Annotated in this window: 16 protein-coding genes and 3 pseudogenes; 6 read left to right on the top strand and 13 right to left on the bottom strand. The window is 75.4% G+C overall.

Annotation, left to right across the window (positions count from 1 at the left end; translation table 11 throughout):
* The 6 genes and pseudogenes from sepX to AC2CHG_RS23500 all read right to left on the bottom strand — a co-directional run.
* Positions 1-622: divisome protein SepX/GlpR (sepX, locus tag AC2CHG_RS23525; RefSeq protein WP_484525593.1), on the bottom strand; the 622-nt coding region annotated here is incomplete at its 3' end.
* A gap of 169 nt (positions 623-791) precedes the next feature.
* Positions 792-1,433: a GNAT family N-acetyltransferase gene (locus tag AC2CHG_RS23520; protein ID WP_355514435.1), complete on the bottom strand. Its 642-nt coding sequence runs from the start codon at positions 1,431-1,433 to the stop codon at positions 792-794.
* Between the two features lie 52 nt (positions 1,434-1,485).
* Positions 1,486-2,523: pseudogene (locus AC2CHG_RS23515) on the bottom strand (molybdopterin molybdotransferase MoeA); the annotation flags it as partial.
* 176 nt (positions 2,524-2,699) lie between these two features.
* Positions 2,700-2,936 (bottom strand): annotated as a pseudogene (locus tag AC2CHG_RS23510) (molybdopterin molybdotransferase MoeA); the annotation flags it as partial.
* Positions 2,933-3,922, bottom strand: a complete 990-nt coding sequence (locus AC2CHG_RS23505; protein WP_402809514.1) for a UTP--glucose-1-phosphate uridylyltransferase — start codon at positions 3,920-3,922, stop codon at positions 2,933-2,935. The gene AC2CHG_RS23505 and the pseudogene AC2CHG_RS23510, both read right to left, overlap by 4 nt.
* 9 nt (positions 3,923-3,931) lie before the next feature.
* Positions 3,932-6,121, bottom strand: a complete 2,190-nt coding sequence (locus tag AC2CHG_RS23500) for a GGDEF domain-containing protein (protein ID WP_484525592.1) — start codon at positions 6,119-6,121, stop codon at positions 3,932-3,934.
* Between the two features lie 82 nt (positions 6,122-6,203).
* On the opposite strand from AC2CHG_RS23500, the gene AC2CHG_RS23495 reads away from it, so the two are divergent.
* The gene (locus AC2CHG_RS23495; RefSeq protein WP_484525591.1) at positions 6,204-6,851 is read left to right on the top strand and encodes a 5-formyltetrahydrofolate cyclo-ligase; all 648 of its coding nucleotides are present in this window, start codon (positions 6,204-6,206) and stop codon (positions 6,849-6,851) included.
* A gap of 27 nt (positions 6,852-6,878) precedes the next feature.
* Positions 6,879-7,007 (top strand): annotated as a pseudogene (locus AC2CHG_RS23490) (FmdB family zinc ribbon protein); the annotation flags it as partial.
* Between the two features lie 62 nt (positions 7,008-7,069).
* Here the strand turns inward: AC2CHG_RS23490 and AC2CHG_RS23485 are convergent.
* Complete coding sequence (locus AC2CHG_RS23485) at positions 7,070-7,288, bottom strand: hypothetical protein (protein ID WP_262012762.1); 219 nt, start codon at positions 7,286-7,288, stop codon at positions 7,070-7,072.
* 356 nt (positions 7,289-7,644) lie between these two features.
* On the opposite strand from AC2CHG_RS23485, the gene AC2CHG_RS23480 reads away from it, so the two are divergent.
* On the top strand, positions 7,645-8,121 hold the full coding sequence (locus AC2CHG_RS23480) for a flagellar biosynthesis protein FlgA (RefSeq protein ID WP_262012649.1): 477 nt from the start codon (positions 7,645-7,647) through the stop codon (positions 8,119-8,121).
* A gap of 33 nt (positions 8,122-8,154) precedes the next feature.
* On the opposite strand, the gene AC2CHG_RS23475 is transcribed toward AC2CHG_RS23480, so the two are convergent.
* Positions 8,155-8,331: a hypothetical protein gene (locus tag AC2CHG_RS23475; RefSeq protein ID WP_194798979.1), complete on the bottom strand. Its 177-nt coding sequence runs from the start codon at positions 8,329-8,331 to the stop codon at positions 8,155-8,157.
* A 186-nt stretch (positions 8,332-8,517) separates the two neighbouring features.
* Here AC2CHG_RS23475 and AC2CHG_RS23470 point away from each other — a divergent pair, with 186 nt between their 5' ends.
* Positions 8,518-9,096, top strand: a complete 579-nt coding sequence (locus AC2CHG_RS23470) for a hypothetical protein (protein ID WP_484525590.1) — start codon at positions 8,518-8,520, stop codon at positions 9,094-9,096.
* Positions 9,097-9,106: 10 nt separating this feature from the next.
* Here the strand turns inward: AC2CHG_RS23470 and AC2CHG_RS23465 are convergent, their stop codons facing one another.
* Positions 9,107-9,589, bottom strand: coding sequence for a DUF2231 domain-containing protein (locus tag AC2CHG_RS23465; RefSeq protein WP_262012651.1), 483 nt, complete (start codon positions 9,587-9,589; stop codon positions 9,107-9,109).
* A gap of 161 nt (positions 9,590-9,750) precedes the next feature.
* Between AC2CHG_RS23465 and AC2CHG_RS23460 the strand changes: the two genes are divergently transcribed.
* On the top strand, positions 9,751-10,179 hold the full coding sequence (locus AC2CHG_RS23460) for a Fur family transcriptional regulator (RefSeq protein ID WP_484525589.1): 429 nt from the start codon (positions 9,751-9,753) through the stop codon (positions 10,177-10,179).
* A 65-nt stretch (positions 10,180-10,244) separates the two neighbouring features.
* A complete protein-coding gene (locus tag AC2CHG_RS23455; RefSeq protein ID WP_135243205.1) occupies positions 10,245-11,096 on the top strand; it encodes an oxygenase MpaB family protein in 852 nt (283 codons plus the stop codon).
* Positions 11,097-11,109: 13 nt separating this feature from the next.
* Here the strand turns inward: AC2CHG_RS23455 and AC2CHG_RS23450 are convergent, their stop codons facing one another.
* From AC2CHG_RS23450 to AC2CHG_RS23435, 4 genes are all read right to left on the bottom strand, one after another.
* A complete protein-coding gene (locus tag AC2CHG_RS23450; RefSeq protein WP_262012763.1) occupies positions 11,110-11,943 on the bottom strand; it encodes a RecB family exonuclease in 834 nt (277 codons plus the stop codon).
* Between the two features lie 123 nt (positions 11,944-12,066).
* Positions 12,067-12,681, bottom strand: coding sequence for a MarC family protein (locus AC2CHG_RS23445; protein ID WP_013283903.1), 615 nt, complete (start codon positions 12,679-12,681; stop codon positions 12,067-12,069).
* A 31-nt stretch (positions 12,682-12,712) separates the two neighbouring features.
* Positions 12,713-13,579, bottom strand: a complete 867-nt coding sequence (locus tag AC2CHG_RS23440; protein WP_402809494.1) for a PHP domain-containing protein — start codon at positions 13,577-13,579, stop codon at positions 12,713-12,715.
* A gap of 10 nt (positions 13,580-13,589) precedes the next feature.
* Positions 13,590-14,807 (bottom strand): hypothetical protein, encoded by a 1,218-nt coding sequence (locus tag AC2CHG_RS23435; RefSeq protein WP_484525588.1) that lies wholly within the window; start codon positions 14,805-14,807, stop codon positions 13,590-13,592.
* Positions 14,808-15,006 lie beyond the last annotated feature (199 nt).

Genomic DNA, 15,006 nt, shown 5'->3' with positions numbered 1-15,006 from the left:
CCTCCCGCCGGGCCGCCGCGCGCCGGGCCTGCTCGCGGCGCACCTCGGCCTGGCGGGCGGCCAGCCAGGCCGCCTCGCGGGCGTCCGCACGCCGCCGCCGGCGCTCGGCCAGGGCACGCTGCCGCAGGTGTACGACGTACGCGACGAGCAGCGTGCCGGTGACCGAGACGCTGATCCAGAACCCGGGTCCGACGAGCACCACGCCGCCCAGCTCGACCAGGTTGAGCAGCAGCAGCGCGGCCAGCACCCGGCGCCGGCGGTAGATCGCCGGGGTGTGCCGTCGGCGGGGCGGGTGCCGTCGGCGGGACTGGGCCGGCACCGCGGAGACGGGCCGGAGTCGCCCGGAGCGCCGGCGCAGCGGCGGCGCGGAGACCGGACGGGCAAGACTACCCGTGTCGGAGTCTTCACTGAGGGTCACAACGAGGGAGCGCGGCGGGTGCAGCGGTCGCCGCCCGGGCACGGTGCGCCGTCGACGCCGGCGCTGGAGCACCCGCGCCGTCGACTGCGCCCGCTCCGCCACCAGCCGCTCGGTGGCGTCGTACCGGCGGACCAGCGCCGGAGCGAGGGCGAGCAGACCGGCGGCGGCGAGGACGGCGAGGAGCACCGACGTGGGCACCCTCACCCCTCCCGTCACCAAAGTTCTCCGGCGAGCGCCGACCGCCGCAACTTCTTCCGTCGACCGTCGTTTACGGCGCACTTCGTGCGGGCGGGCAGCGCTTGCCACAGCTTGCAGTTACTTGAGGTTACGGGCCGCCGACCCGGTTCACAGTGCGCCGCGCCGGGCGTTCGCCTCAGCGGCGGTTGTCACGTACGCGGTGCCACCGCGCCAGCAAGCCGCCCTCGGCTACTACTTCCTCGCCCGTCATCGCGTATCCGATGTGGTCGCGCCACGCGCCGTCGATGTGCATGTAGCGCACGTGATAGGCCTCCTCGCGGAAGCCGAGTTTCTCCACCACCCGCCGGGACGGCGTGTTCTCCGGCCGGATGTTCACCTCGATCCGGTGCAGACCGCCCGGCCCGAACGCGTGGTCCACGGCGAGCGCCACAGCGGTCGGGATCACGCCGCGACCGGCCACCCGGGAGTCCACCCAGTAGCCCACGTACCCGGAGCAGAACGCCCGCCGCACGATGCTGCCCACGTTCACGTGGCCGACCAGCCGCTCCTGCCCGTTCTCGCGCAGGCAGACGGCGAACGGCATGCCCTCACCGGTACGCGCGGACTTGCGCTGGTCGGCGTGCACCAGGCGGAACGCGGCGGGCGAGTTCGTCTCGTACCAGCCGCCGGGCACATGGGACTCCCACGGCGCCAGCCACTCCCGGTTCGCCCGCCGGATCTCCGACCAGGCGGTGGCGTCCGATCGCCGGTACGGCCGCAGCACCACCGGACCGTCCACCAGCACCGCCGGCCACCCCGGCGCCCGCCGGAACCTCACGGAGCCGGCCTTTCGCTCGCGACTGCGGGGCTCGCAAGCTCACTCCTCGCGCTCACCGGCGCCGGTCCAGCAGGAGAACATCCACCGTAGACCCGGCGGCGGCGGTGGTGACCCGCTCGCCGAGCACCAGCAGGCCGTTCGCGTCGGACAGGCCGGACAGCGTGTACGGGCCACCGGCGAGCGGCTGCACCGTGTACCCGCCGCCGCGCCGCTCGGCCACGTGCGCGGGCCGGAACTCGCGCAGGCCCACCGGGGACGAGACCGTCTCCAGCAGGTGGGCGCGGACGCTCGGCCGGAACACCGGCTCGGCCCCGGCCAGCAGCTGGATGGCCGGCCGGGCCAGCACCTCGAAGCCGATCAGCGCCGCGCCGGGCTCACCGGGAAGACACACCACCGGCACCTCCTCGGCGCCGACCGTACCGAACCCGAGGGCCGTTCCGGGATAGAGGGCCACCTCTGTGAAGGTGACCGGCCCGGCCCGGCCGCCGTCGCGGCGGGACAGGATGCGGCGGACCATGTCGCCGGGGCCGGTGCCGGTGCCGCCGGTCGTGATGATCAGGTCGGCGCGCAGCGTCTGGTCCTCCAGCAGGCCGCGCAGCGCCTCCGGGTCGTCGTCGCAGATCCCCACCCGGTACGCGAGCGCGCCCGCCTCGGCCGCCGCCGCGGTCAGCGCGTGCGAGTTGGTGTCCACCACCTGCCCGGGCTGGCTGCCCCGGCCCACGTCCACCAGTTCGTCGCCGGTGGCCACGATGACCACGCGCGGGCTGGGCCGCACCACCACGTGCCCGATGCCGGTGGCGGCGAACACCGCGACCAGGGCCGGTGAGACGTACGCGCCGGCGCGGGCGAGCAGCGTGCCCGCGACCAGTTCCTCCCCGGCGCGGCGCAGGCCGTACCCCCGTTTGGGGGCGCGGAAGATCTCGACGGCGGCCATGCCCTGGTCGGTCCACTCCACCGGGACGACCACGTCCGCGCCGATCGGCAGCGGCGCGCCCGCCGCCACCGAGAAGCAGGAGCCGGGGGTGAGCCGGACCGGCCGCCAGCTCGCCGCGCCCAGGTCACCCACCACGTTGAGGCGGATGCTGCGGCCGCCGGGCATACCGGAGGGGGGGGGGGGGGCGGCGGGGCCCCCCCCCCCCCCCCCCCCCCCTCCCAGGCCGCGCCCCCCCCCCGCGCCCGGCGCCCCCCCCCCGCGCCCCGCGCGCCTGCGGGCCGCGCCCCGCCCCCCCCCCCCCCCCCCCCCCCCCCCCCCCCCCCCCCCCCCCCCCGACTCCCACCGGAGATGTCCTCCCAGCGCGCGGCGTACCCGTCCACCGCCGCCTGGTCGAAGGCGGGGTACGAGTGCGGGGCGACCACGTCCTCGGCGAGCACGTTGCCGTACGCCTGGGTCAGGTCGAGGTCGAGTGGAGGCAGCGCGCGTAACCTGCGCAGCACACTGCCCAGGTAGTCGGCGAGCGGCGTCAACTCGTTCGCGGCCGCCTCGGCGTCGGCCGTCGCGGTCATGTATCGGCACCGCCGGACGCGTCGCGGATGCCGTTGAGGACGGCTGCGGTGACTGTCTCGTCACCGTTGTTGACGAACTCGGTCAGCCACTTGCGGAACTCGGCGCCCAGGTCGTCCCGCTCGGCGGCGATCTGCACCACGGTCTGGAGGTAGCCGAGCGGCATGCCGGTGTCGTAACGGGTGCCCCGGTAGACGATGGCGTGCACCGGCACCCCCTCGGTACGCAGCAGCTCCATCGCGTCGGTCAGCTGGATCTCGCCGCCGCTGCCCGGCTGGGTACGCCGGATCGCGTCGAAGATCCTCCCGGGGAGCACGTACCGGCCGAGGACGGCGAGGTTGCTGGGGGCGTCCTCCGGGCTGGGCTTCTCCACCATGCCGGTGACCTTGACGACCTCGGCGATGTCGGCGTACTCCGACTCGGCCGGCTCGACCGACGCGATGCCGTACCGGCTGGTCTCGGCCGGGTCGACCTCGAAGAACGCGAGCACCACGCCGCCGGTGCGGGCCTGAAGCTCCAGCATGGCCGGCAGCAGCGGCTCGGAGGGCTTGACGAACTCGTCGCCGAGCAGCACCGCGAAGGGCGCGTCGCCGACGTGCGACTCGGCGTACCCGACGGCGTGGCCGAGGCCGAGCTGCTCCGGCTGGCGGACCGTGTAGATCGCGGCGAGTTCCTCGGTGCGCTTGACCTCGGCCAGCAGCTCGGGCTTCTTGGCGAGCCGTTCCTCCAGGTCGGGCCGGCGGTCGAAGTGGTCCACCATCGAGGTCTTGCCGCGACCGGTGATCAGCAGGATGTCGTCGATACCGGCCTGGGCGGCCTCCTCGACGATGTACTGCAGCACCGGCCGGTCCACGACCGGCAGCAGTTCCTTGGGAACCGCCTTGGTGGCCGGCAGGAACCGGGTGGCCAGGCCGGCGGCCGGGATCACGGCCTTGACCGCGCGGGAGCGACCGGGGGTCGCTGAGGGGTTCGCTGAGTGCTCCGACATGTCGCGAGACTATCGGCCACGGCTCTGCCGCGGCGGGTGAGGACCGGAAGACGCGCCGCCCTGGACGGTGCCCGCCGGGTCCGCCGCGCCGGCCCGGGGCAGCCCGTCCGGCGGGCCGGCACCGGCGGCCACCACCGGGATCTCCTGGGTGGGCACCGGATCGGGCGCCGGGGCGAGCCGGTAGCCGTCGCGTCCGGCGGCCTTCGCCGCGTACAACGCGTCGTCGGCGGCGTCGAGCACCTGCTGGCCGCCGGCGGCGTGGTCCGGGTAGACGGCGATGCCGATGGAGACGGTCACCGGCACCCGCACCGGCTCGTCGCCGCTCCCCTCGACTGTCACCGGCTGGTCGCGTACCACCGCGCCGAGCCGCTCGGCGACGATCGTGGCACCCCGGGCGTCGGTCTCCGGCAGCAGCACCACGAACTCCTCGCCGCCCTGCCGGAACGCCAGGTCCACCTCGCGGATCACGCCGCGTACCCGGCGGGCGAACTCGACCAGCACGGCGTCCCCGGCGGCGTGGCCCCAGGTGTCGTTGACGTTCTTGAACCGGTCCAGGTCGAGCGCGAGGACGCTGAGCATCCGGCCGAACCGGTTCGCCCGCTCCACCTCGCGGCGGATCGACTCACGCAGGTAGCGGTAGTTCCACAGCCCGGTCAGCGGGTCGGTGAGGGAGAGCCGCTGGGCCTCCTCGTGCACCCGGACGTTCTCCACCGCGACCGCCGCGTGCCCGGCGAACGTCCGCAGCGTCACCACGTCGTCGTCGTGGAACCCGTGCCCGCCGAGCCGGTCGTAGAGCACGAGTACGCCGAGCGCCGCGCAGGCCGAGCCGGGCGGGTCGCCGTCGGCGGGCGGGTGGCCGGGCCGGTCCGGGCCGCGCGGATCGGTGCCGCCGGGGGTGGCGAACGGCACGGCCACGTACGTCTCGCAGGTCGGCTCCCCGGTCGGCGTGTCCGGCGGCGCCCACCGCCCGCGCAGCGGTTCGCCGGTGGCGGCCACCGCGCCGAGCACCCCGGCGCCGACCGCGACCCGCAGCGTCGCCGGGTCGGCCGGGTCGCTCGTCGGCCAGCGCCCGGTCAGCCCTTCCACGCACCGGCCGACGAGGACGCCGTCGCCGTCGACGAGCAGCACCGCGCCGGCCCGGGCGCCGGTGGCGGCGATAGCGCTGTCCAGGATCACCCGCAGGATGCGTTGCAGGTCGTGCGTGCTGGCGAGCGTGTCACCGAGCACCGCGAGGTGGTTGCGGAGCTGGTCGCGGCTGCTGGTCAGCGCCGTCACGTAGGTGCCGGTCTCCCGGGTCATCCGGTTGAACGCGCTTGCGAGCCGCCCGATCTCGTCGCGGCTGCGCACCGGCACCCGGGCGCTCAGGTCGCCGCGTGCCACCCGGTCCACCGCGCCGGCCAGCTCACCGAGCGGCCGGGTGGTCACCCGGGCCAGCCGCCAGGCCGCCAGCACGGCGAGCAGGGCGGCGAGCGCGACGGCGGCGATCAGCGCCCCGTACAGGCCGGGCGCGCGCTCCCCCGGCACCGACAGCACCAGTGGGAGCGGCTGACCGGGAGACGGACCGACCCGCCGCACGTACCGGCCGTCGCCGGTGCCTGTCACCCGGTTCCCGTCCGCCTTGCCGGCGGCGGCCAGCACCGCTGCGCGTACCCCCTGGTCCTCGGTCGTGTGGGTGATGCCGCCGGGGGCGTCGAGGAGGGTGACCCCGACGCCGGTCACGGCGGCGAGCCGCGCCACGAAGGCCCGGTCGACGGGCTGGGCGGCGGCGACCGCGCCCAGGTCGGTACCGGCCGGGTCGCGGAGCCGGACCTGGGCGGAGAGCGCCGCGACGCCGGTGGCTGGTGCGCCAGCGCAGTCCTGCCAGCGCCCGGCCGGTCCGTCCGGCGTGGTGTAGGTGGTGCGGCCGGCGGCGTCGGCGATCAGCACGGCGGCGGCCAGCCCTCGGGCGACCACCTGGTCGGCCGCGCGCGACCGGACGACCGGGTCGCCGACCAGCGCGACCGCGTCGGCCGCCGCGCGAAGTTGCTGGCAGAGCGCGTCGATCGAGGTACGCACACCGGCCGCGGCCAGGCCCAGCCGTTCGGTGGCGCGGCTGCGGTCGACGGCGCTGAGCGTGGTCCCGACGAAGAACGCGCCGAGCAGGACGGGGCCGAGGACCACCGCGAGGAAAGCCGCCGTCAACCGCCCGCGTAGCGTCAATCTTCCCCCCGGAAGTTCCGCTCCCTTGGTGCGATGCTGACACAGAGCGACCATTAGGCAAGCGTTGCGTCAGGAGTGTTGCGTGCCGGAATTTTCGGATGAAGCGCACGATGCGAAGCGGGAGATGCGCATCGCGCTACTCGCCGCGCGCCGGTCGCTGTCCGCGGCCGACCGCGCGGTGGCTGCGGCCGCCGTCCAGGCCGAGCTGGTGACGTTGGTACGCCGCCTGCGCCCGGCCAGGATGAGCGCGTACGTGCCGGTCGCCTCCGAGCCCGGCGGGCACGACCTGCCGGACGTGCTGCTCGCCGCGCTGCCGCCCGACGCCGAACTGCTGCTGCCGGTGCTGCGCGAGGACCTGGACCTGGACTGGGCCCCGTACACCGGCCCGGAGTCGTTGCGCGCCGCCGGCCGGGGCCTGCGCGAGCCGACCGCAGCGCCCCGGGGGCGGACCGCGGTGGCCGGAGCCGCCCTGGTCGTGGTGCCGGCGGTGGCTGTGGACCGCCGGGGCATCCGGCTGGGCCGCGGCGGCGGCTCGTACGACCGCGCGCTGGCCCGGGTGCCCGCCACGGTGCCGACGGTGGCACTGCTGCACGACGGCGAACTGGTGGAGGCGGTGCCCGCCCTGCCGCACGACCGCCCGGTGCACTGTGTGATCACTCCGGCGGACGGGCTGGTGGCGGTCCCGGGTGTGGGGCCGGGCGCTTCCGCTGGACGAATGCGGGGGTCATGACGCACCATTGGCACTCGAAGACCACGAGTGCCAGAAGGCCGTGCCGAAGATCCGGAGGAGAACGTGCCCACGTACCAGTACGCCTGCACCGCGTGCGGCCACCAGCTCGAGGCGGTGCAGTCCTTCTCGGACGAGCCGCTGACCGAGTGCCCGGCGTGTGAGGGGCGGCTGCGAAAGCTCTTCAACTCGGTGGGCATCGTGTTCAAGGGCTCCGGCTTCTACCGTACGGACTCCCGTTCGTCCGGTTCCGACAACGGCTCCTCGACCACGAGCAAGCCGGCCAAGTCCGAGTCGTCCTCGTCCTCGTCGTCGTCGGACTCCTCGTCCTCGTCGTCCGGCTCGTCTTCCTCGTCCGGGTCGTCTTCTTCGTCCGGTTCCGGGTCGACGGCGAGCAAGGCACCGGCGGCGTCCAGCTCGTCCTGACCCGCTGCTCGCACGCGACACGTGGCCGTTCCCGCTCGGGGGCGGCCACGTTCCGTTCGCGGCGGATGCTCGCCGGGCTCGGCGAGGTTGCCGCATCGGCCGGTGGCGGATGCTCGCCACCTCGGCGAGGTTGCTGCGTCGGAAGGTGGCGAATGGTCGCCACCTCGGGGAGGTTGCTGCATCCGCCGGTCCGGAAGCAGCAAGCTCCCCGAGCTGGCGGTCCCGGCCGCACCGGGCCTCCGCGCTGGTCCCGGGGAACGGTTTTCCACAAGCGGGCGGGTTATCCACAGGGGCGGGCGGTGGGGCGGCGGGAGCCGGGCGGCCGGGCCTAGCCTGCGGTCGGATGGTCGGCCGGCGGTGGGAGGCAGCGGTGACGGATGGCGAGGCGACGTTGCGTCCGGTCCGCTGGCGCGGGCTGCCCCGGCGCCGGACGCTGCTGCGGGTGACGCTCGTCGCGGTGCTGCTGGGGCTGGCCGCCGCGGTGCTCCAGACGCCGCCGTCCTGCCCACCACCCCGTGTCCTGCCGGCCGCCTCGGCGACGGCGTCGCCGTCCGGCGGCACCCCCGCCCTGCCGGCCGGTGCGGTCGGCGTACCGATCCGGCTGGCCGAGCCGGCCGCCCTCGCGGTGCTGCGCCCGGGTGCCCGGGTCGACCTGCTCGTCGTGCCGGCCGGCGGTACGCCCGACCCCACGCTGCTGGCTCCACGCGCCCTGGTGCTCGACGTGGTCGGCGCCACCGGAGCGGTCGACGGCTCCTCGGCGCTCTACCTGGCGCTGCCGCCGGAGCAGGCCCGGCGGGCGGTCGGGTTGCCGGAAGGCAGCCGCTTCGCCGTGGTGGTACGCGGCTGACGCGAGCCCGGCGAGCAGCCCGCCGCGGCGCGATCAGCCCCAGTGCGGGGGACGCTCGGCGAGCAGCCAGTCGTCGTTGCCGCCGGGGCGCTCGCCCCAGCCACGGTCGGTGTCGTCGCTGGTCTGCTCGGGCAGCACCACGAAGTCGTCGCTGAGGTCGACCACGCGGTCGTCGTCGTCGCGCGGTGTCCGGATGGCGGGTTCGGTCACGATCAGCAACGATACCGCCGAACGGGCCGCCGGCTCGATCCCCGGGACCGGCCGGATCGTCCCGAGCCCGGCCGTACCGGGCCGGGAGCCGTCGGAACGCCACACACCGGGCGCCACGGGCCGGGGTGGCGGTGATCGACGCGTCGGGCGGCCGACCGGCCCGGGGCGTTGGTAGCGTCGGACGGCGTGACGACGCCGAGCGGTGGCAGCCCCGACGACGAGACCTGGCGACGCCCGGACCAACCGGCCGGGACCGCCGGGCAGCCCGAGCCGACCGCCCTCCCAGCAGAGCCCGCCGCCCCCACGGCAGAGCCCGCCGTCACCGAGGACGTCGAGACAACCGGAGCAGCCGCCGACAACCCCGAGGCGGCCGGGAACGCCAGCCCGTGGTCACGCGAGGCGGCCACCGAGAGCCCGTGGGCCCGGCCGGAGGCGGCAGGCGGCTGGACGGTGGCCGGCGGCGCGTGGCCGGACACGCCCGGTGCCGGCCCGCCCGCCGGTGGCCCGCAGTTCGGGGGCGCGCCCGCCGGCAGCCCGCCGCCCTCGGGGTACGCGGGACCGCCGCCGAGCACGCCTCCGCCGCCCGGCTGGCGGCCACCGGTACACGTGCAGCCGTCACCGCCCCGCCGGCTCCCGCCGCAGGACATGGCCGCGATGGACCAGGCGGAGCAGCGCGCGCAGCGGCTCACCTACGGCATCGGGGCGGCCGTGGCGGTGGTGCTGGTCCTGCTCACCTGCCTGCTCTGCTCGCGGGTGCTGTTCTGACCCGCAGCGGTCAGACGACGCCGTCCCAGACCATCTTGGCGCCGCTGTCCCCGGTCAGGTAGACGTACACGAGCGCGAAGACCGCGAGCACCGCCACCACGACGGTGAGCACGATCGGGAGCCAGCGGGGCAGGTTCCGGCCCGCGACGAAGCGGCTCGTCGACAGCACGAGCAGCAGCGCCACCACGCCGAGCCCGAGCGCGAACCAGAACAGCGTGTCGCCGTACTCGGCGTGCTCGTGGATCTGCTGCAGCCGGTCCGGCGGGTAGCCCTTCGCGCGCAGGGCCTCCTCCAGCTCCTCGCCGGACTCGGTCGCCACCCAGGCGACGATCGGGGTGACCACGGCGAGCGCCGCGACCGCCCAGCCGAGGCGGGGCCGCCAGCGGGGCAGCACCCCGTACGCGACGGCGAGCAGTGCCAGCAGCGGCACCAGCACCACCGCCGCGTGGATGACGAGCACGTGGACCGGCAGACCGTTGATTTCCCTGAACACCGACACCTCCGGCGAGTGGGTGGTTTGGCGCGCTCAGCGTACGGCGTGACGCCGTCTTCCTCGATACACGCACGCGTGGCGGCTCCGGTTCACCTGTGGCCCCGGCCACGGGTGAACAACGCTCGCTTGTCGGCCCGCCTGCCCCGTGCTGTCATGGATCCATGTCCACAGGTGAGGAGCTGCTCCGGTCGAGGGGCCTACGGGTCACCCGGCCGCGTCTCGCCGTGCTGGACGTGCTCTCCGCCGGCGGTCACCTGGAGGTGGACGAGATCACCCGGCGGGTCCGCCGGCGGATCGACTCGGTCTCCACCCAGGCCGTCTACGACGTGCTCGGCGCCCTGTCCCGGGCCGGCCTGTCCCGTCGGATCGAGCCGGCCGGCAGTCCCGCGCGGTACGAGGCCCGGGTCGGCGACAACCACCACCACGTGGTGTGCCGGGGCTGCGGGGAGATCGCCGACGTGGACTGCGCGGTCGGCAGCGCCCCCTGCCTGGACCCGAACGTGGCGCACGGCTTCGAGCTGGACGAGGCGGAAGTGACCTTCTGGGGCCTCTGCCCGGCCTGCCAGTCCCGCCGCTCCGCCGACGAGTGACCGGAGCGCCGAGGACGTCCGCCGCACCGAGGACGGCCGACGACGACGCGTGGCACTCTTGATCGGTGGACACCGAAGACCTCGGCCTCTTCGGTCCGGGATCGGTCACGTGGAAGGTGCACGAGGAACCGATCCTGATCGTCGCCGGCCTGCGCTCCCTCTACCTCCAGGCGCTGCATCCCCGCGCGATGGCCGGCGTCGCGCAGAACAGCAACTACCGCACCGACGCCTGGGGGCGGCTGGTCCGCACGGCGACGTACGTGGGGACGACGATCTACGGCACCACCGCCGAGGCGGAGGCGGCCGGGCGACGGCTGCGGACGCGGCACGCCCGGATGCGCGCCACCGACCCGTTCACCGGTGAGGAGTTCCGCGTCGACGATCCGGACCTGCTGCGCTGGGTGCACGTCACCGAGGTGGAGTCGTTCGTGAGCACCGCCCGACGGGCGGGGCTGGCGCTCACCGACGACGAGGTGGACGGCTACTACACCGAGCAGCGCCGGTCGGCGGCCCTGGTCGGGCTGGACCCGGACGACGTGCCGGGTACCGCCGCCGAGGTGGCGGACTACTACCGGGACGTACGCCCGCAGTTGCGGATGACCCGGGAGGCGGCCGAGACGGCGGTGTTCCTGACCGCGCCGCCGATCCCGTGGAAGCTCAGCCTGCCGGCGCGGGTGGGCCTGAACCTGGGGCCGCCGCGCTGGGCGTACTTCGGCATCGCCGCCACCGCGCTGGGGATGCTGCCGCCGTGGGCGTTGCGGCTCTACGGCGGGCTGGGCCTGCCCACCACCGCCCTGTCGGCGGACCTGAGCGCGCGGGCGCTGCGACTGGCGCTGGCCGCGGTGCCCCGGCGCTACCGGGAGGGCCCGTTGCAGCAGGCCGCCAAGGAACGCGCCGCCCGCCTGACCGCGGCCTGACGGCGCCCCACGCTCACTCCGGGTCGGCGAACCGCTCGACCGCCGACCAGGGCTCCTTGCCGGGGGTCTGCGCGCCGGTCGGGCACGTACGCCGGTAGTCGCACCAGCCGCACCGCGGACCCGGCTCGGCCGGGAACGCCGCGTCGGGGTCGGTGCCGTCGGCCACCGCGCGCTCGGCGGCCATGATGTCGCGGGCGGTGTCCTCGGCGCGGGTGAGCTGCCGGTGCAGGGACTCCGGCGTGTGCTCGTGGGCGGCGACGGTGCCGGTGGGCAGGTGGTGCAGCTCGACCCGGCGGCACGGCTTGCGGAACACCCGCTCGGCCGCGTACGCGTAGAGCGCGAGCGCCTGCGAGCCGCGCGCGTCGTCGGTGTCGAGGCCGGTGCGGCCGGTCTTGTAGTCGACGATGACCAGCTCGGGCCGCCCGTCCGGACCGGGACGCGAGTCGATCCGGTCGGTGCGGCCGTTGAACGCGAGCACCGCGGTCTTGACCGCGACCACCCGTTCCACGCCGACCGGCTCGTCGGCCGGGTCGAGGCCCGCCACGTAGCTCTCCAGCCACGTCAGCGCCCGCCGGAAGGCGTCGCGCTCCTGCTCGTCGTCGCGGTAGCCCTCGCGGACCCAGGTGCCCTTGAGCAGCGTGCCGAGCACCTCGGGGCGGCGGCGGTCGGGGGCCAGCGCGTACCAGTTCTTCAGCGCGGTGTGGACGCTCGCTCCGAGCGAGTTGTGCGCCCACGGCGGGCCCTTGGGCGGCGCGGGCCGGTCCACGTAGGCGTAGCGGTAGCGGCGGGGACAGTCCGCGTACGCGCCGAGTTTGCTCGGTGTGCAGACGAACAGGCGCTCCGGCATGCCCTCGAAGCCGAGTTGCTCGGACTGCTCGGCGCGGGGTCGGGGAGCCCGGGAGCCACTGGCTGCTGACTGTCGTCGCACCCGGCAATCCTGCCATCCGGGTACGACACCGGACGAGCGCGCTCAGGCGTTGTTGAGGTACTGGGTCACGAACGCGGCGATCGCGTCGGCGATGAGCTGCACGGCGATGGCGGCCAGCAGCAGACCGGCGATCCGGGTCAGCACCTCGATGCCGCCGGGGCGCAGCACCTTGACGATCCCGCCGGAGAAGCGCAGCACCACCCACACGGTCACCATCACCGCGACGATGGCGAGCCCGATGGCGAGGTAGTCGACGGCGCCGCCGGCCTGCTGCACGAACAGCATGGTCGCCACGATGGCGCCCGGCCCGGCCAGCAGCGGGGTGCCGAGCGGCACCAGCGCGATGTTGGAGGTGACCTGGTTGCTCGGGTCGTCCGCCTTGCCGGTCAGCAGCTCCAGCGCGACCAGGATCAGCAGCAGGCCGCCCGCCGCCTGGAGGGCGGGCAGGTCGACGTGCAGGTACGCCAGGATCGTCTGCCCCGCCACCGCGAAGATCACGATGACCCCGAGCGCCAGCGCCACGGCCTGCCAGGCAGCCCGGTTCCGGTCGCGCGCGGGCAGCGGCCCGGTCAGCGCGAGGAAGATGGGCATCATTCCGGGCGGGTCGACGATCACCAGCAGGGTCACGAAGACCTCGCCGAAGAGCTTGAGATCCACGCGGACACGGTAGCCGTGCCGTCGGATCGCTTCAGCTCGAAGCGACAGGGGTCACCCCGCGGGCCAGCGCGACGATCCGCTCGTACGCCTCGGGCCCTGTGGTGTGCGCGCCGAGCCGCACGGTCTTGTGCGTGCCGTGGAAGTCGGACGAACCGGTGACCAGCAGTCCCAGGTCGGCGGCGAGCCCGCGGACGTGCTCCCGCTCGGCCCGGTCGTGGTCCTCGTGGTCGGCCTCCAGCCCGGCCAGGCCGGCCGCGGCCAGGTCCGCGATCAGCTCGTCCGGCACGATCCGGCCGCGCCGGCTGGCCTTGGGGTGGGCGAAGACGGGCACGCCGCCGGCCGCCCGCACCAGCGCCACCGCCTGGAACACCTCGATGTCGTCCTTGGGCAGCCGGTACCGCTCGCCGAGCCAGTCCGGCCCGAACGCCTCGGTGGTGGTGGCGACCAGACCGGCCCGGATCAGCGCCTGCGCGATGTGCGGGCGGCCGACGGTGCCGCCGCCCGCACCGGTCAGGATCTCCGTCCAGCTCACCGGGATGCCGTCGGCCTGGAGCAGCCGGACGATGCGCTTCCCGCGTTCCTCGCGGGCCCGGCGGACCCGGGCCAGTTCCGCGGCCAGGTGCGGCTCGGCCGGGTCGAACAGGTACGCGAGCAGGTGCAGCGGGATCGCCGGTTCGGCGCCGAACCACCGGCAGGAGATCTCCGCGCCGCGGATCAGGGTGAGCCCGGGCGGCAGCGCGGCGACGGCGGGCGCCCAGCCGGCGGTGGTGTCGTGGTCGGTGAGTGCCACCACGTCGAGCCCGGCGTCGGCGGCGGCCCGGACCAGCTCGGCGGGGGTCAGGGTGCCGTCGCTGGCGGTGGAGTGGGTGTGCAGGTCGATGCGGGCGGGGACGCTCACCCGCCCGACGCTACGCCCCGTCCGGCACCGTGGGGACGTCGGCCACCACCACCGGGCGGTCCTCCGGCGCCAGCCCCTCGACCTTCGAGGCAGTGGGCCGGTCACCGGCCAGCACCCGCTCGGGCTTGACCCGGACCAGCCCGCCGGTCGCGTCCACGTGCAGCGCCACCCCGGCCCGCGTCCAGGACACGCCGCCGGCCAGCAGCGGGCCGGCCGGGTGGGTGACCGGGCTGGCCGGGTCGCGCAGGTCGACCAGGAGGGCAGTGCGCGACGTGCCGTTGGCGAGCAGCCACCGGCCGTCGAAGGAGACGGCGCCGAGTCCGTCGGTGGCAAGCTTCAGACCGCATCCGGTACGCACCGGGGCGAGGTCGCGGGCCGGGTCGAGCAGGGCCAGGCAGTGCTCCTCGTCCCGCCCGGCGGCGACCAGGCCGACCACCCGGCCGTCGGGCCGGGTGCCGTAGACGGTGCGGACGTCCGGGTTCACCGGGCCCGGCTGCCCGCCCAGCGCGCGGTTCCAGACGCTCATCCCGCCGTCGCCGGGCTGCTGGATCAGCACCGCGTCGCCGGTGAAGCCGACCGGCACGGCACCCTCCGGCGCGGCGATCCGGACCGGCGCGATGAGCTGGCCGGCGACCACACCGGCGGCGATCAGGTCCGTGCCGTCCCGCCAGGCGACCTGGCGTCCGTCCGGGGAGACCGCCACCGCGTCCGCGGCGGCGAGCATGACCTGCGGCGCGGAGCCACCGACCGGCACCCACCAGAGGGTACGGCCGGCGACGGTGGCCGCCGAGGTGAGCAGCCAGCCCTCCTGCTCGTGGATCCGCTGCGCCCGTTCGACGCCGCTCACGCCGGCCAACTGCCGCCGTTCGCCTCCGCTGGTGTCCAGCCGGTCACCGACGAGCAGGTCGAGTTCGGCGCGGACCGGCCCGAAGCGGGTGATCGAGGACGGCCCGGAGGGCTCCGGGGACGGGAAGAGGACGGGCGGGTCGCCGAGCACCACTGTGGGCGTGCCGCCGTCGCCGCCCGACGCGCTGAACTGGGCCACCCCGGTGGTGACGAACACGGTGGCGACGCCGGCCAGGGCCAGGCCGGTGAGCGTACGCCGCCGGCCCGTGCGCCGGGCCCGGCGCAGGATCTCCCCGGCCGGGTCGGCGGGCAGCGGGCGGGACGTCTCGACGCGGCGGGACAGGGTCTCCCGCAGCGCCCGCTCCAGCTCGTCGTCGCTCACGGGGAATGGACGCTCCGGGCTGCCCGTCCGGTTGTCACCGTGCTGCCGGGTGCCGCTCATCGGCTCTTCGCCGCGATCGGGACGGCGGGGCGGACCGGAGCCGCGGGTGGGGCCGGTCGCGGCACCCGGGCGGCGGGCTGCCGCGCCGGGGTACGGGCCGGCTCGGTGCCCTGGGCCGGCGGGACGGACCGGCCGCCCG

The sequence above is a fragment of the Micromonospora sp. ATLC20 genome (assembly GCF_057196585.1).
Note: the sequence above shows the minus strand (reverse complement) of the source record. Positions and strands in the feature narration are given on the sequence as shown.

Excerpts from the sequence above, each read along its gene's own strand:
- AC2CHG_RS23460 (WP_484525589.1), top strand. The coding sequence starts at position 9,751 with ATGTCCACAGGTGAGGAGCTGCTCCGGTCGAGGGGCCTACGGGTCACC.
- AC2CHG_RS23505 (WP_402809514.1), bottom strand. The coding sequence starts at position 3,922 with ATGTCGGAGCACTCAGCGAACCCCTCAGCGACCCCCGGTCGCTCCCGC.
- AC2CHG_RS23450 (WP_262012763.1), bottom strand. The coding sequence starts at position 11,943 with ATGCCGGAGCGCCTGTTCGTCTGCACACCGAGCAAACTCGGCGCGTAC.